Genomic DNA, 26310 nt, shown 5'->3' with positions numbered 1-26310 from the left:
TGCGCGCCATATACGCGTCATCATCGGCAACGTATGAACCGGCGCCCGCCACGCTTTATCATCGCCTGCTTCGATAGGAAATCGCCGCCATGACCACACTCGCCGACCTGAACGCCCTGCCCGTCCCGGACTTCGTGGACGCCCTGCGCGGCATCTACGAGCACTCGCCGTGGATCCCGCAGCGCGCCGCCGCGCAGCGTCCCTTCGCCAGCGTCGCGGCGCTGAAGCTGGCGTTGCAGGACGCCGTCGCCGCGGCCACCGACGACGAGCGCCTGGCGCTGCTGCGCGCCCACCCCGAGCTGGCCGGCAAGGCCGCGATCGCGGGCGAGCTCACCGCCGAGTCGACGGGCGAGCAGGCCGCCTCCGGCCTGGACCGCTGCACGCCGGAGGAGTACGCGGAACTGCACGCGCTGAACGCCGCCTACGGCGCGCGATTCGGCTTCCCGTTCATCCTGGCCGTGAAGGGGCCGACCGGGCACGGGCTGGCGCGCCGGGAGATCATCGCCACCTTCCGCCGGCGCCTGGCGAACCCGCCGCGCGCCGAGCTGGCGGAATGCCTGCGCCAAGTGCACCGCATCGCCGAGATCCGCCTGAACGCCCTGCTCGGCATCGCGCTGCCGTTCGGCCCGGCCATCATGGACTGGGCCGAGCGGCTGGGCGCGATCAGCGACGACGCCGCCGGCCTGACCTGCGCCTACATGACCGAGGCGCACCGGCGCACCGCGCGCCAGCTGGCGGCCTGGATGACGCAGGCCGGCATGGACGCGCACGTCGACGCCGTCGGCAACGTAGTCGGGCGCTACGCCGCGGCGGATCCGGCGGCGCGCACGCTGCTCACCGGGTCGCACTACGACACCGTGCGCAACGGCGGCAAGTACGACGGCCGCCTGGGCATCCTGCTGCCGCTGGCGATCGTGCGCCACCTGCACGCGCGCGGCGAGCGCCTGCCCTTCCACCTGGAGGTGATCGGTTTCGCCGAGGAGGAGGGCGTGCGCTTTCGCAGCACCTTCATCGGCAGCAGCGCCGTCGCCGGCCGTTTCGACATGGCCGTGCTCGACCTGGCCGACGCCGACGGCGTCACGATGCGCGCCGCGCTGCAGGCGGCCGGCCACGAGCCGGACGCCGCGGCCATCGCCGCGCTGGCGCGCGATCCGGCGTCCCTGCTCGGCTACGTCGAGGTCCACATCGAGCAGGGACCGGTGCTGCTGGAACGGGGCTTGCCGCTGGGCGTGGTCGCGGCCATCGCCGGCAGCTCGCGCTACCTGGTCGAGCTGGAAGGCACGGCCAGCCATGCCGGCACGACGCCGATGGGCATGCGCCGCGACGCCGCCGCCGCCGCCGCCGAGATCGTGCTGCTGGTCGAGCGCCGCTGCGCCGACGGCTCGGCGCTGGTCGGCACCGTGGGCCAGCTCGCCGTGCCCGACGGCTCGGTCAACGTGGTGCCGGGACGCTGCCGCCTGTCGCTCGACATCCGCGCCGCCGACGACGGCGCGCGGCTGGCCGCCGTGCGCGACGTCCTGGACGGCATCGCCGGCATCTGCGCGCGGCGCGGCATCGGCCACCGCGTCGAGACGCTGGTCGAGGCGGCCGCCGTTCCGTGCGCGCCGCGCCTGATGGCGCAACTGGGCGCGGCCGTCGAACGCGCCGGCCTGCCGGCCTTCGCGCTGCCGTCCGGCGCCGGCCACGACGCGATGGCGCTGGCGCCGCTGACCGACGTGGCGATGCTGTTCACGCGCTGCGGCAACGGCGGCATCAGCCACAATCCGCTCGAGACGATGACGGCCGACGACGCCGACGTCGCGGCCGCCGTGCTGCTCGACTTCCTGCGCAATCTAGCGTGAGGACCGCGCCATGCACCTGACCTGGACCGACTCGACCGACCGCGTCGACTGGGACGAACTGTCCGCGCTGTACCGCGCGGCGCCGCTGGCGCACAAGGAGCCGGCCCTGCTGCGCACCGCGTTCGGCAACAGCATGTTCAAGCGCTTCGTGTTCGACGCCGACCGGCTGGTGGGCGCCGGCCGCGTGCTGGCCGACGGCATCGACGTCGCCTACCTGTGCGACGTCGCCCTGCTGCCCGCCTACCAGGGCACGGGGCTGGGCAGGCAGCTCGTCGCCGCGCTGCTCGATTGCGCGCGCGGGCACAAGAAGGTCATCCTGTACGCCGCGCCCGGCAAGGAAGGCTTCTACGCCAGCCTCGGTTTCCGGCGCATGACGACGGCGATGGCCCTCTTCGAGGACCAGGCCGCGGCCGCCGCGCGCGGCTACCTGCACGACGCGTGAGGCCTCAGCGCCGCGCCACCAGCGCCGGCAGCACCAGGTCGCCCAGGAGTTTCTCGGACAGCTGGTGCGCGCCGCGCACCTGGTAGTTGGTGGTGGTGACCACGACCACCGCGTCCAGCGCCGGCAGCACGTAGACCTTGTTGCCGCCCATGCCCGACATCGCGTAGCTGGCCACCGGCTTCCCGTCCAGCGCGAACGGCTGCAGCCACCACAGGTAGCCGTAGTCGACGCCTTCGCGCGCGTTGGCGTGCGGCGCGATCGAACGGCGCACCCAGTCCGGCGCCAGCACCTGGCGGCCCTGCCAGCGGCCGCCGTCCAGGTAGAGCTGCCCCAGCTTCCACAGGTCGCGGGTGCGCAGGCCCAGGCTGCCGCCCGTCATCGCCGTGCCCAGCGGCTGGATCTGCCACTTGACGTCCGCGATGCCCAGCGGCTTGAACAGCACCTCGTCGGCGAAGTCCGGCACGCTGCGCCGCGTGGCGCGCTCCAGGATGGGGCCGAGCAGCGTGACGCCGGCCGTGCAATAGCTGAACGCGCGTCCGTAGGGCTGCTTGTCGGGCGTCGGCACCCAGTCGGGAAAGCCGCGCACCGGCAGGTCGAGGTAGAAGCGGCTCCAGTCCTCGACCAGGTACATGCGCTCCTCGTTGCCGCGCGAGTACTGGTTGTCGTCGTCGCATTCGAGCAGGGAACTCATGGTCAGCAGGTCCTCGACCGTGATGCGCGCCTTGCGCGGGTCCGGGTGCGCCAGCGGCATGCGGTCTTCGAACCACGGCAGCACCGGGCTGTCGACGCGCAGCAGGCCGCGTTCGACGGCGGCGCCGACCAGCATGCCGGCCACCGTCTTGGTCACCGAGCGGGTGTTGCGCAGCGCGGCGGCCCCGCCGGCATCGAAGTAATGCTCGTAGACCACCTTGCCGTGGCGCGCCGCCAGCACGCTGGTGACCTGCTTGAACTCGCCCGCGCCCACCGCGGCGGTGACGGCGTCGAAGTCGGCCGCCTGCACGCCCGCGCACAGCAACAGGCCCGTCGCCCATCCCATCCATCGTTTCATGGTGCCTCCCGTGACGGAAAAAACGGCAGTCTAGCCGGGGGCCGGCGGCGGCGTCTTGTATCCTTCGAACATGCGGCGGCGCCAGGCGCCGGGCGGCATGCCGAAGCGCTGGCGGAAGGCGTGGGTCAGGTGGCTCTGGTCGACGAAGCCGGCCGCCAGGGCGATGTCGGCGATGCCCAGGCCGGGGCGGCGCAGCAGGGCGCAGGCGCGCTCGATGCGGCGCCAGCGCAGCAGCTCGCCCGGCGAGCAGCCCAGCAGGTCGCGGAACACGCGCGCCAGGTGCACCGGGTGCACGCCGGCGGCGGCGGCCACGGCGCCGATCGACAGGCCGGCGTCGTCCGCGCCGTCCATCACGGCCGCATAGGCATGGCGCAGCCAGGCCGGCGGCTGGCGCAGCGCACGCGCCGGCGCCGCGTCGGTCTGCGCGAGCAGTTCCCACACGCCGGCCTCCAGCAGCGCGGCGTCGGGCGCGCCGTGCATGGCGCGCGCCAGCCCGAAGGCGCTGCGCAGGCAGGGCGGCCGCTGCAGGTAGCAGGCCCCGGCCGGGATCGCGCGCAGCTCGTCGGCGCCGTCCAGGCGCGCGGGATCGATCGAGACCGCCATGAAGCGCCCCTGCCCGCCCAGGAAGCGGTCGCGGTGGGTCGTGCCGGGCGGGTTGTAGACCAGGGCCGGCGCCGGCGCGCATGCCGGCGCGCCGCGCGCCTGCGAGAGGTAGACGCCGGCCAGCACCAGCACGTAGTGCGCCTCCTCGTGCGTGTGCAGGCGCACCTCGTGCTCCGGCGCGCTGGCGGCGAGCACGCTGAGGCCGAACACCCCGCCCTGCTGGCGGTCCTGCCACTCGCCGTAGAACTGGCCGGGGCGCAGCAGGACCGTCATCGCCCGGCCCTCCCTATTTCGCCGTTGCGATCCAGCGCCCGACCCGGGCTTCCAGGATCGGCAGCGGCAGCGTGCCGGCGCCCAGCACCACCGCGTGGAAGGCGGCGTAGTCGAACTTCGGCCCCAGCGCGCGGCGCGCGCGCTCGCGCAGTTCCAGGATCTTCATGGCGCCGATCTTGTAGCTCAGCGCCTGGCCGGGCCACACCATGTAGCGCTCGATCTGGTTGACCGCCTGCGCCTCGTCGTAGCCGAGCGTCTGCATCGCATACGCCACCGCCTTCTCGCGCGACCAGCCCTGGGCGTGCATGCCGGTGTCGACCACCAGGCGCACGGCGCGCAGCAGCTCGTCGTTCAGGTGGCCATAGTAGGCGGCCGGATCCTCGTACAGGCCGAACTCCTTCCCCAGCGTCTCGGCGTACAGCGCCCAGCCCTCGGTGTAGGCGGCCGCGCTCGGGTGCTCGGTGAAGAACTTGCGGAAGTCCGGCAGCGGCAATTCCTTCAGCAGCGCCGCATGCAGGTGGTGGCCCGGCACGCCCTCGTGCAGGAACAGCGTGGTCATGTCGACCGTGCTGTATTCCTTCGGATCGTTGACGACCGCCCAGAAGGTACCCAGATGGGAGCCGTCGGCGGCGACCGGGGTGTAGTGGTCGGACGCGGTGGCGCGCGTCAGTGCCGGCTCCAGCTGCACGTCGAGCCTGGCCTTCGGCAGCAGCGTGAAGTAGTCCGGCAATGTGGCGCCGACGGTCGCGTACAGCGCCCGGTAGCGCTCCAGCACCTGGGCGTCGCTGGAAAACGGCTTGAAGCGCCGCTGGGCCGCCACCCACTGCGGGAAGGCGTCCAGCGGGTCGTAGCCGAGCTTGGGCGCCAGCGCCGCCAGCGCGGCGCGGATGCGCCGCACTTCCTCCAGGCCGAGCGCGTGGATGCGCTCCGGCGCCAGGTCGAGGTTGGTGTTGTTGCGGATGCGCGCGCGGTACCAGGCGGCGCCGTCCGGCAGCGCGCCGTAGCCGGCCGTGATGCGTCCGGCGGCCAGGTAGTCCGTCTCGAGGAAGGCCACCAGCCGGCCGAGCGCCGCGTCGATGCGCGCGGCCGCCTGGCGGTAGCCGGCCTCCAGCGCGCGCCGGTCGGCGTCGCCGAAGCTGGCCGGCATGTCGCGCACCGGGGTGGCGAACACGCTGGCCTGCGGGTCGCTGCTGCGCAGCTGGCGGAACTGCGGCAGCATCTTTTGCGTGATCGCCTTCGGCTGGACCACGCCCCTGCGGATGCCCTCCCGCATGTTGGCGACGGCCTGGTCGATCCAGGCCGGCAGCTGCTCCAGCCGGGACAGGTAGGCGCGGTACTGCGCCGGCGTCGCCAGGGGCTGGGATCCGGTGCCGCCGGCATAGTTGGCCAGGGTGCTCGGCACGTTGTCGAAGTGGTTCAGCGGCAGCAGGTGCTCCGGGAAGCGCTCCAGGTCGAGCTGGCTGCGGATCTCGGCTTCCAGGATGTCGCGGTTGAGCCGCTCGTCCGCCGACAGGCGCCGCGCATCCACCGCCGCCAGTTCCTCCAGCAGCGCATGGTTCTGCGCCAGGTAGCGCGCGCGCACCTGCGGCGCGATGGCCATGCCGAGCTGGTCGTCGTAGCGGCCGTCGCCGTTGGCGGTGGCGTACAGCAGCGGATCGAAGCGGGCGCGCGCGTCGTAGAAGCGCGCGGCCAGGCGCTCGACCTGGCGCGCGGCGGGGCTGATCGTGGGCGCGGTGGCCGCCGCGATGGCGCCGGGCACCAGGGCGATGGCGGCGCTCGAACAGAGCGTCAGGGCAAGGGACAGGGCACTGGACATGGCAAACGTCATGGACATCCTTTTTCGTGAACTGGCAAAAAGGATACAACAGCCCGCGGCGGCCGCGGCAAGTTTCAGGCGTCGTGATTCAGGCGTCGTGATTCAGGCGCCCGGCGCCGCCGCTGCCTGGCCCTGGCGGCCCGCCAGCTGCGCGATGCGCGCGACCAGCAGCCCGGCGTCGACCGGCTTGGCCAGGTAGTCGGTATAGCCGGCGCCCAGCGCGCGCTCGCGGTCTTCCTGGCGCGTGAACGCCGTCAGCGCGATCGCCGGGACCGCGCCGCCGGCCGCGCCGGCGCGGCGCCGGATGCTGCGCATCAGTTCGTATCCGTCGGTGCCCGGCATGCCGATGTCGCTGACGATCACGTCGGGCCGCTCGCGCTCCAGCAGGTCGAGGGCGCGGCCGGCGCCGGATGCCGCCAGCGTGGACGCGCCGCTGTGCCGCAGGATCTGTTCAAGCACGTCGAGCGTGTCGGGCGCGTCGTCGACGACCAGCACCTTCACGCCCGACAGGTCGGCCAGCGCGTCCGACCGGGCGGCCACGGCGGCGTCGTGGGCGGCCGCCTGCGCCGCCGCCGCCGCGGGCTGCGGGCGCAGCAGCGGCAGGCGCACGGTGAAGGCGGCGCCCGCATGCGCGCCGGGGCTGTCGGCCTCGATGGTGCCGCCGTGCAGCTCGACGAGCTGGCGCACGATCGACAGGCCCAGCCCCAGGCCGCCGTGGCGCCGCGTCACCGACGCGTCCTGCTGGCGGAAGCGGTCGAACACATAGGGCAGGAACTCGGGCGCGATGCCGATGCCGGAATCGATCACGCGCAGCACGACGTCGCCGCGCTCGCGTCCCAGCGTCACCTGCACGGTGCCGCCGGCCGGCGTGAACTTGACCGCGTTCGACAGCAGGTTCCACATCACCTGCTGCAGGCGCCCGGGGTCGGCCAGCATCTCGCCGATGCCGCGGTCGATGTCGGTGCGCAGCGCGATCTGCTTGGCCACCGCCGCCGGGTGCACGGTGCCCAGCGCGCTGTCGACGATGCGCGCCGGGTCCACCGGCTGCACCTCGAGGCGCAGGTTGCCGGACACGATGCGGCTCATGTCGAGCAGGTCGTCGATCAGCTGCCCCTGGGCGCGCGCATTGCGCTCGATGGCATCCAGGCCGCGCTTGACGGTGGCCTCGTCGCGCACGCCGCGCCGCAGCATGCCGGCCCAGCCGGCGATGGCGTTGAGCGGCGTGCGCAGCTCGTGCGACAGCGTGGCCAGGAACTCGTCCTTCATGGCGCTCAGGTGCTCGGCCTCGTCGCGCGCGGCGCGCTCGCGCAGCAGCAGTTGCTGGCGCTCCTCGGCCATGGCCTGCGAGACGGCGAGGATGCGCGCATTGGCCTGCAGGCGCGCGTCGAACACCGACGCCGCCAGCGCCAGACCGAGCACGCACAGCGAGGCGATCACCACCAGCGTGGCGACGCCCGAATGGTTGACGCCGGCGCGCGCCGCCATGCACACGCTATCGGCCGGGAAGCTCGCCGCCGCCATGCCCGTGTAGTGCATGCCGGCGATGGCCGCGCCCATCGCCACGGCGGCGCCGGCGCGCGGCAGCCAGACGCGCGGCGTGTTGCGGCGCAGCCGGAACGCGATCCACAGCGCCAGCGCCGACGCCGCGATGGCGACCAGCACCGACAGCGCGAACAGCCACGGGTCGTAGACGATCCCGGGCCGCATGCGCAGCGCGGCCATGCCGGTGTAGTGCATCGCATTGATGCCGATGCCCATCAGGACGGCGCTGACGAGCAGGCGCGTGCCGCCCAGGTCGGCCCGGCCGGCCTGCCACAGCGCCAGGCCGGAGGCGGCGATCGGCAGCAGCAGGGACACGATGGTGATCGGAACGTCGAAGGCGAGCGGGATCGGCAGGCGGAAGGCGAGCATGCCGATGAAGTGCATGGCCCAGATGCCGGAACCCATGGCGACGGCGCCGCCCGCGGTCCAGGCCAGCAAGGCGCGGCCCTGCGACTGGGCCACCCTTCCCGCGAGGCCGAGCGCCGAGTACGAGGCGACCATCGCGACCAGGATGGAAACCAGCACCAGCGACATTTCGTAATATCCACTCAGCATGTCGGTCCTGTCCGTGATCAGCGCTGCTGCCCTGCGGAAAACCACGACGGCCAACCGTCGCCGTGCGGGCGCACGCCGACAGTATGCTATCTCCGCGCCGCGCCGGCCATGGCACGACTTGGTAATAAAATATTACTCCTGCATAAACTCCAGCGCCTCCCGGCCGGCGACGGCGACCACGCCCGCGCGTTCCAGCATCGCGTGCAGCAGCACGTTGCAGCCGGCCGCCAGGTGGTCGGGCCGGGCGTCCTCGATCTCGTTGTGGCTGATGCCGTCCTTGCAGGGCACGAAGATCATCGCGGCGGGCGCGCGGCGCGCCACGTAGACGGCGTCGTGGCCGGCCCCGGACACCACGTCCATCGACGCGTGGCCCAGGCGCGCGGTGGCGCCGCGCACGGCGGCCACGCAGTCGGGATCGAACGGACAGGCGGGCACGTGGGACACGCGCTCGAGCGCCACGTCCAGCCCGGTCTCGGCCCGCACGCGCGCGACGCAGGCGGCGATCTCGGCGTCCATCCGGGCCAGCAACTCGTCGCTGACGTTGCGCAGGTCGATGCTGAACTTGACCCGGCCGGGGATCACGTTGCGGCTGTTGGGGAACACCTGCACCATGCCGACCGTGCCGCGGCCGTAGGGCGGATGGCGTTCGGCGATCGCCACCACTTCCTGCATGATGCGGGTGGCCACCTGCAGCGCGTCGCGGCGCAGCCCCATCGGCGTCGGGCCGGCATGCGCCTCCATGCCGAGCACCGTGCAGTCGTACCAGGACAGGCCCATCACGGCCGGCACCACGCCGATCGTCAGGCCGGCGTCCTCGAGCACCGGTCCCTGTTCGATGTGGGCCTCGAAATAGGCGCCGATCGGATGCGCGCCCGGCACCTCGTCGCCGCGGTAGCCGATGCGCGCCAGTTCCTCCTCGACCGACCTGCCGTCGACGTCGCGCGCCGCGTAGGCGGTTTCCAGGCTGAAGGCGCCGCAGAACACGCCGGACCCCATCATCACCGGCACGAAGCGCGAGCCTTCCTCGTTGGTCCAGAACGCCACCTCGATGGGCGCCTCGGTGACGACGCCGTGGCGGTTCAGCGTGCGCACGACCTCGAGTCCGGCCAGCACGCCGTAGTTGCCGTCGAACTTGCCGCCGGTCGGCTGGGTGTCGATGTGGCTGCCGGTGACGACCGGCGCCAGGTCCGGCCGCCTGCCCGCGCGGCGCATGAACACGTTGCCGATCCGGTCGACGGTGACGGCCAGCCCTTCGGCCTTCGCCCAGGAGATCACCAGGTCGCGGCCCTCGCGGTCGAGGTCGGTCAGGGCGAGGCGCTTCACGCCCCCTTTCTCGGTGGCGCCGATGCGCGCCAGGTCCATCAGGGATTGCCACAGGCGGTCGCCGTCGATGCGCAGGTCGTTCATGGTGCTGTCCTCGTGATTGGGCCGCTGGCGCGGCATGGAATACGCCCTCAGGAAAACGCGGCCGCGCCGGCCGCGGCAAACGCCGGCCGCTCCACGTACCGGCCCGCCCCGCGCTCCGCGCGCAGTTCGCCGTCCGCGTACACGACCTTGCCGGCCGCCACCGTGTGCGTCGCCACCCCGCGCACCGTGCGCCCCTCGAACACGTTGAAGCCCCCCTGCGAATGCTGGGTCGCCGCCGACAGCGTGCGCGTGGCCAGCGGGTCCCACAGCACCAGGTCGGCGTCGGCGCCGGCCGCCACGCTGCCCTTGCGCGGGTAGATATTGAAGATCTGCGCCGCATTGGTGGAGGTCACGCGCACGAATTCGGACGGGGTCAGGCGGCCCGTGTTCACGCCCGCGTCCCACACCACGGCCATGCGCTCCTCGACGCCGCCGCAGCCGTTCGGGATGCGCGTGAAGTCGTCCTGTCCCGCCGCCTTCTGCGCCGCGCAGAACGTGCAGTGGTCGGTGGCCGTCGTGTGCAGGTTGCCGCCCTGCAAGCCCTGCCACAGCGCGGCCTGGTGGTGCGGCGGGCGGAACGGCGGGCTCATCACGTAGGCGCGCGCATGGGCCGGATCGGGATGGCGGTAGACGCTGTCGTCGATGACCAAGTGGCCGGCCAGCGCCTCGCCGTACACGCGCTGGCCGCGCGCGCGGGCGCGGGCGATCGCGTCGAGCGATTCGGCGCAGGACACGTGCACGATGTAGACCGGCGTGCCGAGCACGCCCGCGATGGCGATCGCGCGGTTGGCCGCCTCGGCCTCGACTTCCGGCGGCCGCGACAGCGGATGCGCCTCGGGGCCGCGGATCCCCTTCGCCAGCAGCTCGCGCTGCAGCTGGTAGACCAGTTCGCCGTTCTCGGCGTGCACGGTCGGGATCGCGCCCAGCTCCAGCGCGCGCCGGAAGCTCTTCACCAGCGTCTCGTCGTCGGCCATGATGGCGTTCTTGTAGGCCATGAAGTGCTTGAAGCTGTTGACGCCGTGCTCGCGCACCAGCACGCCCATGTCCGCGTGCACGGTATCGTCCCACCAGGTGACGGCCACGTGGAAGGTGTAGTCGGCCGCCGATTTGTCGGCCCAGCCGCGCCAGGTGCGGAAGGCGTCCATCAGCGGCTGCTGCGGGTCGGGGATCACGAAGTCCATGATGGTCGTGGTGCCGCCGGCCAGCGCGGCCGCCGTGCCGGTATAGAAATCGTCGGCCGTGACCGTGCCCATGAAGGGCAGCTGCATGTGCGTGTGGGTGTCGATCCCGCCGGGCATCACGTAGCGCCCGCCGGCATCGACGACGTGCGCGCCGGCCGGCGCGTCCAGGTCGGCGCCGACGGCGGCGATGCGATCGCCGACGCACAGCACGTCGGCGCGGAACGCCCGGTCGGCGTTCACCACGGTACCACCTCGAATCAGCAAGGCCATGCGTTCCTCCTTCGGTCGATCAGGTCAGTCGAGCGTGCGGGCCGGCCGCAGCGCGGGCACGGCGCGGCCCTTCATCATCAGTCCGTACACGAGCGCGGCGATCGCGACCCCGACGAACCAGGCATAGGTATAGAGCAGCTTGAAGCCGGCGCCGACGTCCGGGAACGCCTGCGGGAACGCGGCGTTCAGGAAGCCCGGCAGGTTCGGCAGCACGCCGGCGGCGAAGGCGACGATGGCGGCCACGTTCCAGCCGCGCAGCGGCCCCGCGCCATAGGCATAGATGCCGTCGTCGCGGTACAGCTGGTCGACCGCCAGCTCGGTCTTGCGGATGAAGTAGTAGTCGACGATCAGGATGCCCGCGATCGGCCCGAGCAGGGCCGAGTAGCCGGTGAGCCAGATGAAGATGTAGTTCTCGCTCTTCTCGAGGATCTTCCAGGGCATCATGACCAGCGCGATGCCGGCGGTGATGTAGCCGCCCGCGCGGTAGGAGATGGCCCTGGGCGACAGCGCCGAGAAATCGTAGGCCGGACCGACCAGGTTGGCGGCCAGGTTGACGCTGGCGGTATCGATCAGCAGGATCAGCAGCGCCACCAGCACGGCGACGCCGGTCATGCGGCTGGCCACGTCGACCGGATCCCACAGCGCCTTGCCGTACAGGACGACGGTGGCCGAGGTGACCGTCACCGCCAGCGCCGCCAGCAGGCCCATCGGCAGCGGCAGGCCCAGCGACTGGCCCACCACCTGGTCGCGCTGCGTCTTGGCGAAGCGGGTGAAGTCGGGGATGTTCAGCGCCAGCGTGGCCCAGTAGCCGATCATCGCGGTCAGCGAGGGCCAGAACACGCTCCAGAACAGGCCGGCCTTCGGGCCGCCGGCGACGAACTGCGAGGGCTGGTCGAGCAGCGGGCCGAAGCCGCCCACCTTGTCGTAGACCCACCACAGCAGCACGAAGCAGATCGCGATCTTCAGCGGCGCGGTCCAGGTCTCGAGCTTGCGGATCGCGTCCATGCCGTGCACGATGAAGTACATCTGGATCGCCCAGAACGCCAGGAAGCAGCCCAGCTGACCGGCATTGATGCCCAGGCCGGGAATGGCGGCGGCGCCGATGGGCGCCCCCAGCAGCACGCCCAGCAGCGTGTAGATCATGCTGCCGCCGAACCAGGTCTGGATGCCGTACCAGCCGCAGGCGACGATGGCGCGCATCAGCGCCGGCAGCCGCGCGCCGCGCGTGCCGAACGAGGCGCGCGCCAGCACCGCGTAGGGAATGCCGTACTTGGTGCCGGCATGGCCGATCAAGAGCATCGGCACCAGCACGATCACGTTCGCGAAGAACACGGTGGCCACCGCCTGCCAGGCCGACATCCCGCCTTCGATCAGGCTGGCGGCCAGCATGTAGGCGGGAATGCTGATCACCATGCCGACCCATAGCGCGGCAAAGTGGTACCAGCGCCAGGTGCGCTGGGCCGGGCCGGTGGGGGCCAGGTCTTCGTTCCAGAGTTCGTCGTTCGTTGCGGGGGTAGTCATCGGGTCTCCGTCGGGTTCGGTCCATCATGGCCGCTTGCACGCGTGGACGGGAGACCCGTCCACCCTACTCGGACGACACGTCGCGTAGGGTGGACAGCTCTGCTGTCCACGCGTCCAACCAGCAAAAACGATGCCATGATAATCGGGCGGCACGGCGTCATGCCTCGCCCGATGCCACCTCCGCCCGCGGATTGCGCGGATCCTGCGTCCAGTTCATGTAGGGCTTGCCGTTTTCCTGCGGCACCATGGTGATGCAGCCCTCGACCGGACAGGTGATCTCGCACAGGTTGCAACCCACGCATTCCTGCTCGATCACCTCGTAACGCCGCCCTTCTCCCTTGGGACCGGCCACGACCAGGCGCGCCACCGCCTGGTGCGAGGTGTCCTCGCAGGCCACGTGGCACTTGCCGCAGCCGATGCACTTGTCCTGGTCGATGCGGGCGATCACCTCGTAATTCATGTCCAGGTATTTCCAGTCGGTGGTGTTGGGCACGGCCTTGCGCGAGAACGCGGCGATGTTCGCGTAGCCCTTGCTGTCCATCCAGCGCGCCAGGCCGTCCTGCATCTCCGCGACGATGCGAAAGCCGTGCAGCATCGCCGCGGTGCACACTTGCACCGAACCGGCGCCCAGCGCGATGAATTCGGCGGCGTCGCGCCAGTTGCCGATGCCGCCGATGCCGGAGATCGGCAGCCGCGCCGTCGCCGGATCGCGCGCGATCTCGGCCACCATGTTCAGCGCGATCGGCTTGACCGCGGTGCCGCAGTAGCCGCCGTGCGTGCTGGCACCGCCGACGACGGGAAAGGCCACCATGCGGTCCAGGTCCAGGTGGGTGATCGAGTTGATCGTGTTGATCAGCGAGACCGCGTCGGCGCCGCCGGCCAGCGCGGCGCGGGCCGGCGCGCGCACGTCGGTAATGTTGGGGGTCAGCTTGACGATCACCGGCAGCCGCGTGTAGGTCTTGCACCAGCGCGTCACCAGCTCGATCAGGTCGGGCTGCTGCCCCACCGCCGCGCCCATGCCGCGCTCGGGCATGCCGTGCGGGCAGCCGAAGTTCAGTTCGATGCCGTCGGCGCCGGTGGCTTCCACCAGCGGCAGGATCTCGCGCCACGGCGCTTCCTCGCAGGGCAGCATCATCGAGACGACCAGCGCGCGGTCGGGCCAGGCGCGCTTGACCTGGGCGATCTCGCGCAGGTTGATCTCCAGGCTGCGGTCGGTGATCAGCTCGATGTTGTTGAAGCCGATCACCTCGCGGTTGCGGCCGTGGAGCGCCGAGTAGCGCGACGAGACGTTGACGGCCGGCGGATCCTCGCCCAGCGTCTTCCATACGGCGCCGCCCCAGCCGGCCTCGAAGGCGCGCACCACGTTGTAGGCCTTGTCGGTCGGCGGCGCCGACGCCAGCCAGAAGGGGTTCGGCGACTTGATGCCGCAGAAGTCGATGCTCAGGTCCGCCATACTGCCTCCGCGCCGGAAAGGATGTCGTGGTGGATGGACAGCGCCGCCAGCTTGCCGTGCTGGACCGCCTGTACCGTCAGGTCCTGGCCCGGCGCCACGCAGTCGCCGCCCGCGTACACGCCCGGCAGCGCGGTGCGGAAGGCGGCGTCGACGACGATCTTGTCGCCGCCCGCGCGTTCCAGCTCGCGCGCCAGCGGATCGGCCAGCACGGCCGGGTCGGCGTGCTGGCCGATGGCCTTGAACACGGCGTCGGCCGCGATCTCGAAGGTGGCGCCGGTGCCGAGCAGGCGCCCTGCGTCCAGGCGCGTCTCCTCGAAGCGCATGCCGCGCACGCGGCCGGCGCCGTCGAGCAGCACCTCCAGCGGCGCCGCCCAGGTGCGGATCGCCACGCAGTGCGCCTTGGCGATGTCGATCTCGTGGCCGGTGGCGCTCATCGACGCGAAGCCGCGCCGGTAGGCCAGCACGACGTCCTCGGCGCCCAGGCGCTTGAGCTGCACCGCCATGTCGATGGCGGTATTGCCGGCGCCGATCACGATGGCGCGGCGCGGCACCGGCAGCGCGGCCAGGTCGCGGGCCTGGCGCAGCGTGGCGATGTAGTCGATGGCCGCGGCCAGGCCGGGCGCGTCCTCGCCGGTCAGGCCCAGGCGGCGGCTGGCGCCCAGGCCCAGGCCCAGAAACACGGCGTCGTAGCGGGTACGCAGGTCGGCCAGTTGCAGGTTGGCGCCGAGCGTCATGCCGGTGCGCACCTCGATGCCACCGATGGACAGCAGGAAGTCGACTTCGCGCTGGGCCACGCCGCCCGGCAGCTTGTACCTGGCGATGCCGTATTCGTTCAGGCCGCCGGCCTTGTCGTGCGATTCGAACACGACCACGTCGTGGCCCAGCAGCGCCAGCCGGTGCGCGCACGCGAGCCCGGCCGGCCCGGCGCCGACCACGGCGACGACCTTGCCGGTGGCCGGCGCGCGCCGGAACGGGTGGCCGTCGAAGCGCGCATGGTCGAGCGCATGGCGCTGCAGCAGGCCGATGCGCACGGGCTGTCCTTCGGCGTCGTGGTTGCGCACGCAGGCGTCCTCGCACAGGATCTCGGTCGGACAGACGCGCGCGCAGCTGGCGCCGAAGATGTTCTGCCCGAGGATGCCGACGGCGGCGCCGTCGAGATTGCCGTCGCCGATGTTGCGGATGAAGCTGGCGACGTCGATGCCGGTGGGGCAGGCGCGCGTGCAGGGCGCGTCGTAGCAGTACAGGCAGCGCGCGCTTTCGACCAGGGCCTGGCGCGGCGTGAGCGGCGGCGCCAGGTCGCCGAAGCGTTCGGACAAGGCGCCATGCGTGCCCGCCGCGGGCGGCAGGTGCTGGAGTGACTCGATCATGGGGCATCCCTTTCGTTGTGGAGTACGACGCGACATGCTGGTGGCTGTCTCCGGTGCGGCGCGTGCTTCGGTGCACGTGTTCTTGTAGGTTCCCGGTAGTGCATGGTGCGCTCGGGGAGCGCGCCCGACGGCGCCGGTCGACACCGGGTCCCGGTCCACGGGCAGGGCGCGCTCCCCGAGCGCACCTGACGCATACCGCTACTTCATCTGCGGGAACGCGAACTCGGCGCCGGCGCTCGCCGTGTTCGGCCAGCGCTGCATCACCGCCTTGTGGCGCGTGTAGAAGCGCACGCCTTCCGGTCCGTAGGCATGGTGGTCGCCGAACAGGCTGCGCTTCCAGCCGCCGAAGCTGTTGAAGGCCATCGGCACCGGCAGCGGCACGTTCACGCCCACCATCCCGACCTCGACCTGGCGCACGAATTCGCGCGCCGTGCCGCCGTCGCGGGTGAACACGGCCACGCCGTTGCCGTACTCGTTGCGGTTGATGAGTTCGAGCGCGCTGCCGACGTCCGGCAGGCGCACCACGCACAGCACCGGGCCGAAGATCTCCTCGCGGTAGATCGACATTTCCGGGTGCACGTGGTCGAACAGCGTGCCGCCGACGAAGAAGCCGTCCTCGCGCCCCGGCACGCGGTAGCCGCGGCCGTCGACCACCAGCGTGGCGCCCTGCTCCACGCCCTCGCCGATCAGTTTCTCGATGCGCTGCTGCGCGGCCTTCGTCACCACCGGTCCCATGTCGACGCCTTCACACGCGCCGTCGCCGATCCGCAGCGCCGCCGTGCGCGCCGCCAGCTGCGCCACCAGCGCGTCGGCCGCGTCGCCCACCGCCACGGCGACCGAGATCGCCATGCAGCGCTCGCCGGCCGAGCCGAAGGCGGCGCCGACCAGGGCGTCGACGGCCATCTCCATGTCGGCGTCCGGCATCACGACCATGTGGTTCTTGGCGCCGCCCAGGGCCTGCACGCGCTTGCCGCCGGCCGTGCCGCGCGCATGGACGTACTCGGCGATCGGCGTGGAGCCGACGAAGCTCAGCGCCGCGACGTCCGGGTGGTCGAGCAGCGCATCCACCGCCGCCTTGTCGCCCTGCACGACGTTGAACACGCCGTCCGGCAGCCCCGCTTCGCGCAGCAGGCGCGCATGCAGCAGCGCCGGCGACGGGTCGCGCTCCGACGGCTTCAGCACGAAGGTGTTGCCGCAGGCGATGGCGACCGGGAACATCCACATCGGCACCATCACGGGGAAGTTGAACGGCGTGATGCCGGCGACGACGCCCAGCGGCTGGCGCATCGACCAGGCGTCGATGCCGCGCGCGATCTGGTCGGTGAACTCGCCCTTGAGCAGTTGCGGGATGCCCACCGCGAACTCGACCACCTCGATGCCGCGCGCCACCTCGCCGCGCGCGTCGGCCAGGGTCTTGCCGTGCTCGCGCACCACCAGTTCGGCGAACGCGTCGGTGTGCTGCTGGCACAGCTGCAGGTACTGGAACAGCACGCGCGCCCGCGCCAGCGGCGGCGTGGCGGCCCAGGCCGGGAAGGCCGCCGCGGCGGCGGCCACCGCGGCGTCGACGTCGGCGCCGTCCGCCAGCGCCACGCGCGCGCACGGCGCGCCCAGCGCCGGGTTGTAGACGTCCGTCCAGCGTCCGCTGCTGCCGTCCCGTTCCTTGCCGTCGATGTAGTGCCCGATCGTGTCCATGTGCCCTCCCCGTTCAGTCCAGCCTGCGCAGCACGTCGGCCAGCTTGCCGAACAGCTCGTCGATGTGGGTCTTTTCCAGCACCAGCGGCGGCGACAGCGCGATGATGTCGCCCGTCACGCGGATCAGGATGCCGTCGGCGAAGGCCTGCTTGAACGCGGCCATGGCGCGCGCGCCCGGCTTGCCGGGCAGCGGTTCCAGCTCGATGCCGGCCACCAGGCCCACGGTGCGGATGTCGATCACGTGCGGCAGGCCGCGCAGCGCGTGCACGGCGTCTTCCCAGTACGGCTGCAGCGCGCGCGCGTGTTCCAGGATGCCCTGCTCGCGGAATACCGCCAGCGTGGCCAGCGAGGCGGCGCAGGCCAGCGGGTGGCCGGAATAGGTATAGCCGTGGGCCAGCTCGATGCCCGGCGGCGCGTCCATCAGGGCGTCGTGGATGAAGCGCTTCGAGAACACGGCGCCCATCGGCACGGTGCCGTTGGTGATGCCCTTGGCGGTGGTCATCAGGTCCGGCTCGACATCGAAGTAGTCGGCCGCGAACGGCGTGCCCAGGCGGCCGAAGCCGGTGATGACCTCGTCGAAGATCAGCAGGATGCCGTGCTTCGTGCAGATCTCGCGCAGGCGCTTCAGGTAGCCCCTGGGCGGCACCAGCACGCCGGTCGAGCCGGCCACCGGCTCGACGATCACGGCGGCGATGGTGGACGGATCGTGCAGCGCGACGAGGCGTTCCAGCTCGTCCGCGAGGGTGGCGCCGGAGGCCGGCTCGCCGCGCGAGAAGGCGTTGCGGGCCAGGTCGTGCGTGTGCGGCAGGTGGTCCACGCCCGGCAGCAGCGGCCCGAAGGCCTTGCGGTTGGGGCCGATGCCGCCGACCGACAGGCCGCCGAAGCCGACCCCGTGGTAGCCGCGCTCGCGCCCGATCAGGCGGGTGCGGCCGCCCTCGCCGCGCGCGCGGTGGAAGGCCAGCGCCATCTTGAGGGCCGTGTCGACCGCTTCGGAGCCGGAGTTGGTATAGAACACATGGCCGAACTTGTGGCCCGTGTAGTCCATCAACTGCTCGGCCAGGTCGAAGGCGGCCGGATGGCCCATCTGGAAGGTCGGCGCGAAGTCGAGCTGGCCGACCATCTCGCCGACGGCGGCGACGATCCTCGGCTGCGCATGGCCGCAGGGCACGCACCACAGGCCGGCGGTGCCGTCGAGCACGTCGTTGCCGTCGACGTCCTTGTAGTACATGCCCTTGGCCGAGACCAGCAGGCGCGGATGGGCCTTGAAGTCGCGGTTGTTGGTGAATGGCATCCAGAAGGATGACAGCGATGCGGGTCTGGCCTCGTTCATGTTCGCCTCTTCAAGAATTCAACTGCCAGGTCGGCCAAAAAATTTACCAGTTGGCAAAATCATGGTGCAATAATAGACAGCAGCACAACAGCGGCACATATACACAAACGGCGGAACCGGCCAACCGTACAGGTGACATGACCTGTACAGTTGCCGGGGCCGCCACCACCGGAGCGGCGATGGACGATACGGCGGCAAGCCTACGAGACATGCAGGCGGGAAGCGCTGCGCAGGAAGGATGGCCGGTGCTGGCGATCGACCGCCAGCGCCGCGGGAGCCTGGTCGACCAGATCGTGGCGGCCATCGCCGGGATGGTAAGCCGGCGCGCGCTGCCGGTCGGCACCAAGATGCCCTCGGTTCGACAATTCGCAAAGGTCAACGGCGTCAGCACCTTCACGGTCGTCGAGTCCTACGACCGCCTGCTCCACCTGGGACTGCTGTCCTCGCGCCGGGGTTCCGGCTTCTTCGTCGCGCGCAGCGGGCCCGATGCGCCGGATGCGCCGGATGTGCCCCAGGCGCCGTGCGCGCCGGCCCCGGGCGCGGCCGTCGACGCGCTCACGCCCGACCTGTATTCCGGCCAGTCGGAGGCGCTGCCGGTCGGCGCCGGCTGGCTGCCGCCCGAGTGGTACGGCGAATCGACGCTGCTCGACGCCGTGCGCCATGCGATGAAGATCCCGTCCGGGCGCCTGCGCGGCTACGGCCATCCGCTCGGCTTTCCCGCGCTGCGCCAGCAGCTGGCGGCCACGCTGTCGGACGAACTGTTCGCCGTCGAGCCGGAACAGGTGCTGCTGACCCACGGCGCCACCCACGCCTTCGACCTGGTGCTGCGCACGCTGACGCGGCCCGGCGACACCGTGTTCGTGGAAGACCCCGGCTACAGCAACCTGCTGGCCCTGGTGCGCCACCACGGCTGCGTGGCGGTGGGCATCCCGCGCGGCGCCAACGGCCTCGACCTGGACGTGCTGGCGGCGCGCGCCGCCGCCACGCCGCCCAAGCTCATGTTCGTCAACACGGTGCTGCAGAACCCGCTCGGCACCTCGCTGACGCCGGCCGGCGCGCACCGCCTGCTCGGGCTGGCGGAACAGTTCGACTTCTGGCTGGTCGAGGACGACATCTACCGCGAACTGGCGGCGCGCGGCGAAGCCTCGCTGGCGGCGCTGGACGGCCTGCGCCGCGTGATCCGCATCGGCAGCGTTTCCAAGACGCTGTCGCCGGTGCTGCGCGTCGGCTCGATCTGCGCCTCCGGCTCGCTGTTGCCGGAACTGGTGCGCGTCAAGATGCTCACCGGGCTGACGACGTCCGAGATCAACGAGCGCGCCGTCCACGAAGCCATCGGCGGGCGCGCCTACCGCAAGCTGGTCGGGCGCCTCGTGCAGCAGCTGGCCGACGCGCGCGAGCGCAGCATCGAGCGCCTGCAGGGCGCCGGCCTGGTGCCGCTGGCGCATCCGCGCGGCGGGATGTTCGTCAGCGCCGGCTGGGCCGATCCGGCCGGCGCCATCGGAGATCTCAGCGGGCGCGACATCGCCGAGCGGGCGCTGCGCGCCGGCATCCTGCTGGCGCCCGGCGAGTTCTTCTCGCTCGCGGCCCCGCGCAGCGCCTGGTTCCGCTTCAACGTCGCCTATGCCTGCGCGCCGGCCCTGCTCGCGTTCCTGCATGCGCTGCGCCGGGGAGCCTGAGATGGCCACCAGCGTCAACGCCATCCGCACGTCGACCGTGAAACGGCGCGCGCTGAACCGCGACAAGGTCGAGGCCGCGATCCTGCGCGAAGCCGTGCGCCTGTTCGCCGCCGGCGGCTACGAAGGCACGTCGATCGCCACCGTCGCCGAGCGCGCCGGCCTGTCGAAGCAGAACCTGTTGTATTATTTCCCGACCAAGGAAGCGCTGTACCGGCGCGTGCTGGACGGCGTGCTCGACGACTGGCTGGCGCGCATGGCCAGCCTGGCCGACGCGCGCAAGGAGCCGGCCGACGTGCTGCGCGCCTACGTGCGCGCCAAGCTGAAGTTCTCGCGCGAGCAGCCGCTGGCCTCGCGCGTGTATGCGCTGGAAGTGATCGGCGGCGCCAAGGTGTACGGCGAACAGATCCGCCAGCGCGTGATCCCGCTGCTGCGCGCCGACATCGCCGTGTTCGAGCGCTGGATCGCGGACGGCCGGATCGCGCCCGTGAACGCCACCCACCTGCTGTTCGCGGTCTGGGCCATGACCCAGTCCTATGCCGACTTCGCCGCGCAGATGACGCTGGTGCTCGGCCGCGAGCAGCTGGCGCAGGACGACTTCGACGATGCCGAACGCCTGGTCACGGCCATGGTGCTGGCCGCCGTCGGCCTGCCGTAACCGTCCCGCCAGGGACACCGACGAACATGATGACAAGGAGAATCGACGTGCCCACCCTGACCCCGGTCGAACTCGCCACCCAGCGCCTGCTGCTGCGCCCGATGGACGAGCGCGACACCGAAGCCCACTACGCGGTGTTTTCCGACCCCGCCGTCACGCGCTACTGGAGCACCGAACCCTGGACGTCGATCGACCAGGCCGTGCAGGCCATCGCGCGCATCCGCAGCGCCTTCGCCGACGGCAGCGAGCTGCGCCTGGGCATCGTGCTGCGCGAAACCGGCGAACTGATCGGCAACTGCGCCCTGCACCACTTCGTCGATGCCAGCCGGCGCTGCGAGATCGGCTATGCGCTGGCCAGCGCCCACTGGGGCAAGGGCTATGCCGGCGAGGCGCTGGAAGCGCTGGTCGAGTACGGCCTGCGCGCGCTCGACCTGAACCGCATCGAGGCCGACATCGACCCGGACAACGTCGCCTCGGGGCGGGTGCTGGAAAAGCTGGGCTTTCGCAAGGAAGGCTACATGCCCGAGCGCTGGATCGTGCACGGCAAGCCCGCCGATACCGTCTATTATGGGCTGCTGCGCCGCTACCGGGATGGCGGCTGAGGGCAGGGATTGCCTGGTCCAACACGTCGCCCCGGCGCAGGCCGGGGTCCAATTCCCACGCGCTGTCGGGATGCGTGCAAATTAGGTCCCGGCCTTCGCCGGGACGACGGTTTGCGGCGAATGAGACGATCTCCGCCAGACTGGCCTCGACCGCTCCCCGCCGCCCTCCCCCTCACTCGACCAGCCGAATCGCCGACGCCGGCAGCACGCCCTCCCCGCGCAGCGCGCGCGACTTGCTGGTGACGGCGCCGTAGTCCAGCACGACCTGCTGCGTGGCCGCCGCCTGCGCGGCGCCCGCCGGCGCGGGCCGGACGATGCGGATCGCCAGCCGGTCGGGATCGACCCTGCCGTCGCGGTTGCCGTCGGTGGCGTCGATGGTGAAGCGGTAGCCGGCCTGCCCGTCCAGCTTGCCGGTCCCTTCCAGGCGCACCGTGTTGCCGTTGCGGACGATCCGCTCCAGCCGGTCGCCCTTGAACCACAGCCGCCCCTGCAGCGCGAAGGTGAACGGCCGCGTGTTGCCGCACACCGCCACCAGCGGCGCCGCCAGCCGGAACGTCAGCGCCGGCCGCGGCGCGGCGCCCGGCGCGTCGGCCAGGCGCGCTTCGCCGGTGATGCCCGGCACGCAGTAGGGGAACAGGTAGAGGTTGCGGTACTGCGTGGTGGTGCGGCCGGTGGCATCGGTGACGGCCGCGACGATGGTGTAGTCGCCCGCGCCCGGATAGGTGTGGGTGACGCGCACCTCGCCGCTGCCCGCGCCCTCGCTGACGGGAACCGGCTGCGGGCCGGCGCCGTCGCCCCAGTCGATCGTCGCGGCATGGGTGTCGGCCGGGTCGCGGTCTCGGAACGACAGCACGAGTTCGAACGGCTGGCCCGGCCGCACCTCGGCCGGCAGCCGGATCGGCCCCAGCACCGGCGCGCCGCCGCCGCCGCCGCCGCGCCGCAGCAGCACCAGGCCGGCATTCGAATTGGCGACGATGTCGCCGGTCGGCGAGACCTGCAGGGCCTGGGTCAGCACCAGGCCGTCCGGCTTGTCGACCAGGCGCGTGTTCAGGTCGACGGGCGCGCCCGTGCGCGACCAGCGGTAGGCGGCCTGGCCCTCCGCCAGGGACGCGCCGCGCACTTCGCCGACGATGGTGCCGCCGTCGTTCACGTGCTCCGCGGTGGACGAGGAAAACGGCGCCGGGTGCAGGTCCACCAGGCCGCGCGCGCGCGTGAACAGGAACGCATGCTCGACGATGGTGTCGGGATCGTAGACGCGTCCGACCAGCTCGCCCGCATTGTTCAATGCGCCCGGCACCGTGTGCAGGCCCACGCGCACCGCGCCCTTGCCGGGGCTCCACAGGAAAGACTGGAAACTCGGCAGGAACAGGTCCAGCTGGCCGGCCACCTCGCCGCCGTCGTTGATCGAGCGCCCATGCGCCGTCGCCGCCCCGAAGGTGCCGAGATCGGTCGGGCTGCCGCCGGCGCCCCAGACGAAGGCATGCGCCACCCCGGCGGCATCGTTGGCGAACCCGGTGCTGGCGTCGTGCCGGTTGACGCTGACGGCATCGGACAGGCCGAAGCCGGGCGGCGTCGGCAGTTGCGCCAGGGCGTTGGCGGGACTCCAGCGTACCGCGCGGTAGTCGGCTTCCAGCGGGCCGATGCCGGCGAAGCCGACGATGGTGCCGCGGTCGTTCATGTCGTCCGGATAGTTGTTGCCTTCCGGGTCGAACACGGGCAGCGCGACCGGCCCGCCCGCGCGCGTCCAGCGGAACGGCTGGGCGGGAATGGAGGACGGGGAGACCTGGACGCGCGACTGCGCGATGACCACGCCGTGCGCGTTCATGCGGCCCAGCGAGGTGGCCAGCGCGCCCGGCATGGCGACGTCGGCGATGCGGTCGCCGTCGTAGAAGCCGACGTCCAGCGAGCCGCCGCGGTTCACATGCTCGAACGCCGCCTGGCCGCGCGCATTGACGCTCGTCCGGTAGCCGATTCCCGGCGCCAGGTTGACGATGCCGTAGACGTCGGCGCCGCCATGGGCGCCGCCGTTCGCCGTCGTCGCGCCGGTCGCCGCCGCATTCGTCGTCGCATCCGGCGCCGCATGCGTCGTCACCGCAGCCAGCAGCTTCGCCGCCGGCGCCGTGCCGCCGTCCGCGCCGCCGCAGCCCGCCGCCACGGCCGCCAGCGCCAGCAGGCTGGCCGCCCGCGCCGTACTTCTCATCCGCAAGACTTGCATATCGCTCTCTCCATTGGGTTCGTTCATGCATCGCGCATGACCAATGTAGGGCGGCGGCGGGCCGGGCAGGACGAGATGGCGCAAACCTGCGCTTGCGCGTCCGGCACCGGGCCGCGCAAGCGCCGTGCTCAGGACATCACTGCGCGCCCGCCGCCTGCTCCAGCCCCGACACGAACCCCGCCCCTGCCTTCACCTGCGCGGTCGACCCCTGCAGCGCCGCGCCGATCGGCTCGGCGCGTCCCTTCAGGCAGGACGCCAGGAAATTCTCGGCCACCGCATTGAACGCGATGTTGTTCACCGGCCGCGCGAAGCCGTGGCCCTCGTCCGGGAACAGCACGTAGGTGACGGGGATGTCCTTGGCCTTCATCGCCGCGACGATCTGGTCGGACTCGCGCACGTTCACGCGCGGGTCGTTGGCGCCCTGGCCGATCAGCAGCGGACGGACGATCTTGTCGGCGTAGTTCAGCGGCGACCGCTCCTTGAGCATCGCGCGGCCTTCCTCGGTGGTCGGGTCGCCCATGCGCTTGTAGAACTGCTGCTTGAACGCTTCCCAGTACGGCGGGATGGTTTCCAGCAGCGTGAACAGGTTCGAGGGGCCGACGATGTCGACGCCGCAGGCGAAGGTGGTGGGCGTGAAGGTCATGCCGGCCAGCGTGGCGTAGCCGCCGTAGGAGCCGCCCATGATGGCGACCTGCCCGGGCGTGGTCACGCCGTTCCTGACGGCCCAGTCGACCGCGTCGAGCAGGTCGTCGTGCATCTTGCGGCCCCACTGCAGGTCGCCCTTCGCGATGAAGGTCTTGCCGAAGCCGGTCGAGCCGCGGTAGTTCACCGACAGCACCGCGTAGCCGCGGTTGGCCAGCCACTGGTGGTAGCCGCGGTAGCCGAAGCTGTCGCGCGCCCACGGGCCGCCGTGCACCAGCAGCACCAGCGGCACCGGGTGCGCCGCCTTGCCGCTGCCGGACGGGTCGGCGGCCTTCGGCAGCGACAGGTAGGACACCAGGTTCAGGCCGTCGCGCGCCTTGATCTCCTGCGGGAACATCGGCACCAGCGGCGCGTCCTCCAGTTCCGGGCGGGCCGTGAACAGCTTGGTCAGGCGCCTGGCCTTGCGGTCGTACAGCCAGGTCGATGCGGGCTTCGATACCGGGTCGAGGTCGACGATCCACTTGTCGTCGGCATCCGTGCGCGAGCGCACCTGGATGTCGCCCTTGAGCTCGCGCTTCAGGTAGTCCAGGTCGGCCCCGATCGCCTTGTCGACCGGGACGTACTCGTGCCTGAGGAAATCGACCTCGTAGGCCTGCAGGCTGCCGGTGCGCACGTCGAACAGGCCGGAGGCGATGTCGGCGCGCGCATCCTGGGCCACCACCGTGGCCTTGCCGGACGCCACGTCCTGGGCCACCAGCGCCGCCGTGTCGCGGCCGCGCGAATCGTTCCAGTACAGCGTCTTGCCGTCGGTCGTGAAGCCCAGCGGCGAGGTGGTCAGCGAATCGTCCAGGCCGACCTGGGCCACCGGCGTTTCCTCGACCTTGCCGCCGACGAAGCGGAAATAATCGCTGCCGCCGTCGGGGCGGGTCCTGGTCGCCAGGCGCAGCGCCAGGTCCTCGTCGGCGACGAAGCCGGCGTAGCCGCCCTCGTTCTTCTGGACCAGCGTCAGCGTGCCGGTCTTCATGTCGAGGCTGTAGACGTCGTGCCAGCGCGGGTCGCGGTTGTTGATGCCGACGAGGATGCGGTCCTTCACGTGGCGGCTGATGTTGATCACCTGCACGCGGGTCTTCTCGAACGGCGTCAGCACCGACTGCTTGCCGCTGGCGACGTCGACGCCGTACAGCAGGAAGTTCTCGTCGCCGCCCTTGTCGTTGACGAACAGCAGCGACTTCGAATCCGGCGACCAGAACACGCTGCGGATCGGCCGGGTCTTCTCGGCCGTCAGCGGCCGCGCATCGTCCGGCTTGTTCACCGGCGCCACCCAGACGTTCAGCACGCCGTCGCGCGGGGCGATCCAGGACAGCCACCTGCCGTCCGGGCTGATGCTGCCGGCGACCTTGCTGGGATTGCCGAACAGCTTGGCGCGCGCGATCAGCGGCGTGTCGGCGGCGGGCGCCTGCGCGGCTTGGGCGGCTTGGGGGGCTTGGGCGGATGCGGCGGGGACGAGACTTGCGGCGAACAACGTGGCCAGGACGGGACGTAGCATGGAAACCTCTCGACGGGGGTGGATTGGCAATAGTAAATGTATAATTTCTTAAAATAAAGAAAATAATGTCTCGGCATGGCTGCTGGATGCGGCCTTGCCAAAAGTACTATGAAGCAGGAATGGCGCGGGCGGCCGCCCGATGCGACGGACTGCGGATATCGCGGGATGGACGACGATGGAGCGCGCGGCGCGGCGCATCCGTAATGCATGCCGCTTATCCAGCCGCACGACCACTGGACCCGCGTTTTCGGCATTTCGTCGGGTGAGGCTGGCGGCTGGCGGGCAGCGGGCCTATAGTGATTCCATCGCAATGCGCCGCAGCGCGCTCCAGGAGAACCCGATGAAAAACACCACTTTCCGCGAATTTGCCGATGCCATGGAAGACGTCGCCCGCGACATCGTGCGTGCCTGCCGGCGCGGCGCCGACGCCATCGCCGCCATGCCCTGGCCGGCCGTGCTGGCCTGCTGCATCGGCCTGGCCCTGCTGGTGACGATCCTGCCGCTGGCGCTGTGCCTGTTCGTCCTGTTCATGGCCGTCAAGCTGGTGGTGGGCGCCTTCGCCGTCGACCATCGCCGCACGGTGCGCGAGCGCCACGCCGGGTACGACGAACAGTACGGCAAGCAATAAGGAGA

19 protein-coding genes are annotated in these 26310 nt (G+C 71.4%); 6 read left to right on the top strand and 13 right to left on the bottom strand.

Annotation, left to right across the window (positions count from 1 at the left end):
• The first annotated feature begins 89 nt into the window (after nucleotides 1–89).
• Both QZ749_RS10825 and QZ749_RS10820 read left to right on the top strand, forming a co-directional pair.
• Complete coding sequence (locus QZ749_RS10825; protein WP_296946444.1) at nucleotides 90–1841, top strand: allantoate amidohydrolase; 1752 nt, start codon at nucleotides 90–92, stop codon at nucleotides 1839–1841.
• Nucleotides 1842–1851: 10 nt separating this feature from the next.
• Nucleotides 1852–2283 (top strand): GNAT family N-acetyltransferase, encoded by a 432-nt coding sequence (locus tag QZ749_RS10820; RefSeq protein WP_296946441.1) that lies wholly within the window; start codon nucleotides 1852–1854, stop codon nucleotides 2281–2283.
• Between the two features lie 4 nt (nucleotides 2284–2287).
• On the opposite strand, the gene QZ749_RS10815 is transcribed toward QZ749_RS10820, so the two are convergent.
• The 11 genes from QZ749_RS10815 to QZ749_RS10765 form a co-directional block, all read right to left on the bottom strand.
• Nucleotides 2288–3331 carry a serine hydrolase gene (locus QZ749_RS10815; RefSeq protein WP_296946439.1) on the bottom strand — a complete coding sequence of 348 codons (1044 nt, stop codon included), beginning with the start codon at nucleotides 3329–3331 and terminating at the stop codon, nucleotides 2288–2290.
• Between the two features lie 30 nt (nucleotides 3332–3361).
• The gene (locus QZ749_RS10810) at nucleotides 3362–4207 is read right to left on the bottom strand and encodes an AraC family transcriptional regulator (RefSeq protein ID WP_296946437.1); all 846 of its coding nucleotides are present in this window, start codon (nucleotides 4205–4207) and stop codon (nucleotides 3362–3364) included.
• A 13-nt stretch (nucleotides 4208–4220) separates the two neighbouring features.
• Complete coding sequence (locus tag QZ749_RS10805; RefSeq protein WP_296946435.1) at nucleotides 4221–6023, bottom strand: DUF885 family protein; 1803 nt, start codon at nucleotides 6021–6023, stop codon at nucleotides 4221–4223.
• Between the two features lie 102 nt (nucleotides 6024–6125).
• Nucleotides 6126–8120, bottom strand: coding sequence for an MHYT domain-containing protein (locus QZ749_RS10800; RefSeq protein ID WP_296946433.1), 1995 nt, complete (start codon nucleotides 8118–8120; stop codon nucleotides 6126–6128).
• Nucleotides 8121–8252: 132 nt separating this feature from the next.
• On the bottom strand, nucleotides 8253–9527 hold the full coding sequence (locus QZ749_RS10795) for a Zn-dependent hydrolase (RefSeq protein ID WP_296946431.1): 1275 nt from the start codon (nucleotides 9525–9527) through the stop codon (nucleotides 8253–8255).
• Nucleotides 9528–9574: 47 nt separating this feature from the next.
• Nucleotides 9575–10978: a dihydropyrimidinase gene (gene hydA, locus QZ749_RS10790; RefSeq protein ID WP_296946429.1), complete on the bottom strand. Its 1404-nt coding sequence runs from the start codon at nucleotides 10976–10978 to the stop codon at nucleotides 9575–9577.
• 24 nt (nucleotides 10979–11002) lie between these two features.
• Nucleotides 11003–12499: an NCS1 family nucleobase:cation symporter-1 gene (locus QZ749_RS10785; protein WP_296946426.1), complete on the bottom strand. Its 1497-nt coding sequence runs from the start codon at nucleotides 12497–12499 to the stop codon at nucleotides 11003–11005.
• Nucleotides 12500–12656: 157 nt separating this feature from the next.
• Nucleotides 12657–13952 (bottom strand): NAD-dependent dihydropyrimidine dehydrogenase subunit PreA, encoded by a 1296-nt coding sequence (preA, locus tag QZ749_RS10780; protein WP_296946424.1) that lies wholly within the window; start codon nucleotides 13950–13952, stop codon nucleotides 12657–12659.
• Nucleotides 13940–15319: an NAD(P)-dependent oxidoreductase gene (locus QZ749_RS10775; RefSeq protein ID WP_296946422.1), complete on the bottom strand. Its 1380-nt coding sequence runs from the start codon at nucleotides 15317–15319 to the stop codon at nucleotides 13940–13942. Before QZ749_RS10775 ends, preA begins: the two co-directional genes overlap by 13 nt.
• Before the next feature lie 198 nt (nucleotides 15320–15517).
• A complete protein-coding gene (locus QZ749_RS10770; protein WP_296946421.1) occupies nucleotides 15518–17011 on the bottom strand; it encodes a CoA-acylating methylmalonate-semialdehyde dehydrogenase in 1494 nt (497 codons plus the stop codon).
• 13 nt (nucleotides 17012–17024) lie between these two features.
• Nucleotides 17025–18341, bottom strand: a complete 1317-nt coding sequence (locus QZ749_RS10765; protein WP_296946419.1) for an aspartate aminotransferase family protein — start codon at nucleotides 18339–18341, stop codon at nucleotides 17025–17027.
• 209 nt (nucleotides 18342–18550) lie between these two features.
• Between QZ749_RS10765 and QZ749_RS10760 the strand changes: the two genes are divergently transcribed.
• From QZ749_RS10760 to QZ749_RS10750, 3 genes are read left to right on the top strand one after another with little or no spacing between them, the layout of a single operon-like run.
• Nucleotides 18551–20017: a PLP-dependent aminotransferase family protein gene (locus QZ749_RS10760; protein WP_296946416.1), complete on the top strand. Its 1467-nt coding sequence runs from the start codon at nucleotides 18551–18553 to the stop codon at nucleotides 20015–20017.
• A 1-nt stretch (nucleotide 20018) separates the two neighbouring features.
• Nucleotides 20019–20672 (top strand): TetR/AcrR family transcriptional regulator, encoded by a 654-nt coding sequence (locus QZ749_RS10755; RefSeq protein ID WP_296946414.1) that lies wholly within the window; start codon nucleotides 20019–20021, stop codon nucleotides 20670–20672.
• Between the two features lie 47 nt (nucleotides 20673–20719).
• Nucleotides 20720–21274 carry a GNAT family N-acetyltransferase gene (locus QZ749_RS10750; RefSeq protein ID WP_296946412.1) on the top strand — a complete coding sequence of 185 codons (555 nt, stop codon included), beginning with the start codon at nucleotides 20720–20722 and terminating at the stop codon, nucleotides 21272–21274.
• 172 nt (nucleotides 21275–21446) lie between these two features.
• Here the strand turns inward: QZ749_RS10750 and QZ749_RS10745 are convergent, their stop codons facing one another.
• Nucleotides 21447–23489: a PKD domain-containing protein gene (locus QZ749_RS10745; RefSeq protein ID WP_296946410.1), complete on the bottom strand. Its 2043-nt coding sequence runs from the start codon at nucleotides 23487–23489 to the stop codon at nucleotides 21447–21449.
• A gap of 136 nt (nucleotides 23490–23625) precedes the next feature.
• The gene (locus QZ749_RS10740; protein WP_296946408.1) at nucleotides 23626–25677 is read right to left on the bottom strand and encodes a S9 family peptidase; all 2052 of its coding nucleotides are present in this window, start codon (nucleotides 25675–25677) and stop codon (nucleotides 23626–23628) included.
• A 340-nt stretch (nucleotides 25678–26017) separates the two neighbouring features.
• Between QZ749_RS10740 and QZ749_RS10735 the strand changes: the two genes are divergently transcribed.
• Nucleotides 26018–26305: a hypothetical protein gene (locus QZ749_RS10735; protein ID WP_296946406.1), complete on the top strand. Its 288-nt coding sequence runs from the start codon at nucleotides 26018–26020 to the stop codon at nucleotides 26303–26305.
• The last annotated feature ends 5 nt before the right edge of the window (nucleotides 26306–26310 follow it).

This window comes from uncultured Massilia sp. (genome assembly GCF_913773735.1).
In the GTDB taxonomy this organism is placed as follows: Bacteria; Pseudomonadota; Gammaproteobacteria; order Burkholderiales; family Burkholderiaceae_D; genus Telluria.
The sequence above is the reverse complement of the archived record's forward strand: the minus strand, read 5'-3'. Positions and strand labels throughout refer to the sequence as shown.

What these genes read in the sequence shown, in the direction of transcription:
- QZ749_RS10775 (WP_296946422.1), bottom strand. Translation starts at nt 15,319, where the DNA reads ATGATCGAGTCACTCCAGCACCTGCCGCCCGCGGCGGGCACGCATGGC.
- QZ749_RS10820 (WP_296946441.1), top strand. Translation starts at nt 1,852, where the DNA reads ATGCACCTGACCTGGACCGACTCGACCGACCGCGTCGACTGGGACGAA.
- QZ749_RS10735 (WP_296946406.1), top strand. Translation starts at nt 26,018, where the DNA reads ATGAAAAACACCACTTTCCGCGAATTTGCCGATGCCATGGAAGACGTC.
- QZ749_RS10815 (WP_296946439.1), bottom strand. Translation starts at nt 3,331, where the DNA reads ATGAAACGATGGATGGGATGGGCGACGGGCCTGTTGCTGTGCGCGGGC.
- QZ749_RS10745 (WP_296946410.1), bottom strand. Translation starts at nt 23,489, where the DNA reads ATGCAAGTCTTGCGGATGAGAAGTACGGCGCGGGCGGCCAGCCTGCTG.
- QZ749_RS10825 (WP_296946444.1), top strand. Translation starts at nt 90, where the DNA reads ATGACCACACTCGCCGACCTGAACGCCCTGCCCGTCCCGGACTTCGTG.
- QZ749_RS10755 (WP_296946414.1), top strand. Translation starts at nt 20,019, where the DNA reads ATGGCCACCAGCGTCAACGCCATCCGCACGTCGACCGTGAAACGGCGC.
- QZ749_RS10760 (WP_296946416.1), top strand. Translation starts at nt 18,551, where the DNA reads ATGCAGGCGGGAAGCGCTGCGCAGGAAGGATGGCCGGTGCTGGCGATC.
- QZ749_RS10795 (WP_296946431.1), bottom strand. Translation starts at nt 9,527, where the DNA reads ATGAACGACCTGCGCATCGACGGCGACCGCCTGTGGCAATCCCTGATG.
- hydA (WP_296946429.1), bottom strand. Translation starts at nt 10,978, where the DNA reads ATGGCCTTGCTGATTCGAGGTGGTACCGTGGTGAACGCCGACCGGGCG.
- QZ749_RS10805 (WP_296946435.1), bottom strand. Translation starts at nt 6,023, where the DNA reads ATGTCCAGTGCCCTGTCCCTTGCCCTGACGCTCTGTTCGAGCGCCGCC.
- QZ749_RS10770 (WP_296946421.1), bottom strand. Translation starts at nt 17,011, where the DNA reads ATGGACACGATCGGGCACTACATCGACGGCAAGGAACGGGACGGCAGC.
- QZ749_RS10800 (WP_296946433.1), bottom strand. Translation starts at nt 8,120, where the DNA reads ATGCTGAGTGGATATTACGAAATGTCGCTGGTGCTGGTTTCCATCCTG.
- QZ749_RS10765 (WP_296946419.1), bottom strand. Translation starts at nt 18,341, where the DNA reads ATGAACGAGGCCAGACCCGCATCGCTGTCATCCTTCTGGATGCCATTC.
- QZ749_RS10810 (WP_296946437.1), bottom strand. Translation starts at nt 4,207, where the DNA reads ATGACGGTCCTGCTGCGCCCCGGCCAGTTCTACGGCGAGTGGCAGGAC.
- QZ749_RS10740 (WP_296946408.1), bottom strand. Translation starts at nt 25,677, where the DNA reads ATGCTACGTCCCGTCCTGGCCACGTTGTTCGCCGCAAGTCTCGTCCCC.
- QZ749_RS10785 (WP_296946426.1), bottom strand. Translation starts at nt 12,499, where the DNA reads ATGACTACCCCCGCAACGAACGACGAACTCTGGAACGAAGACCTGGCC.
- preA (WP_296946424.1), bottom strand. Translation starts at nt 13,952, where the DNA reads ATGGCGGACCTGAGCATCGACTTCTGCGGCATCAAGTCGCCGAACCCC.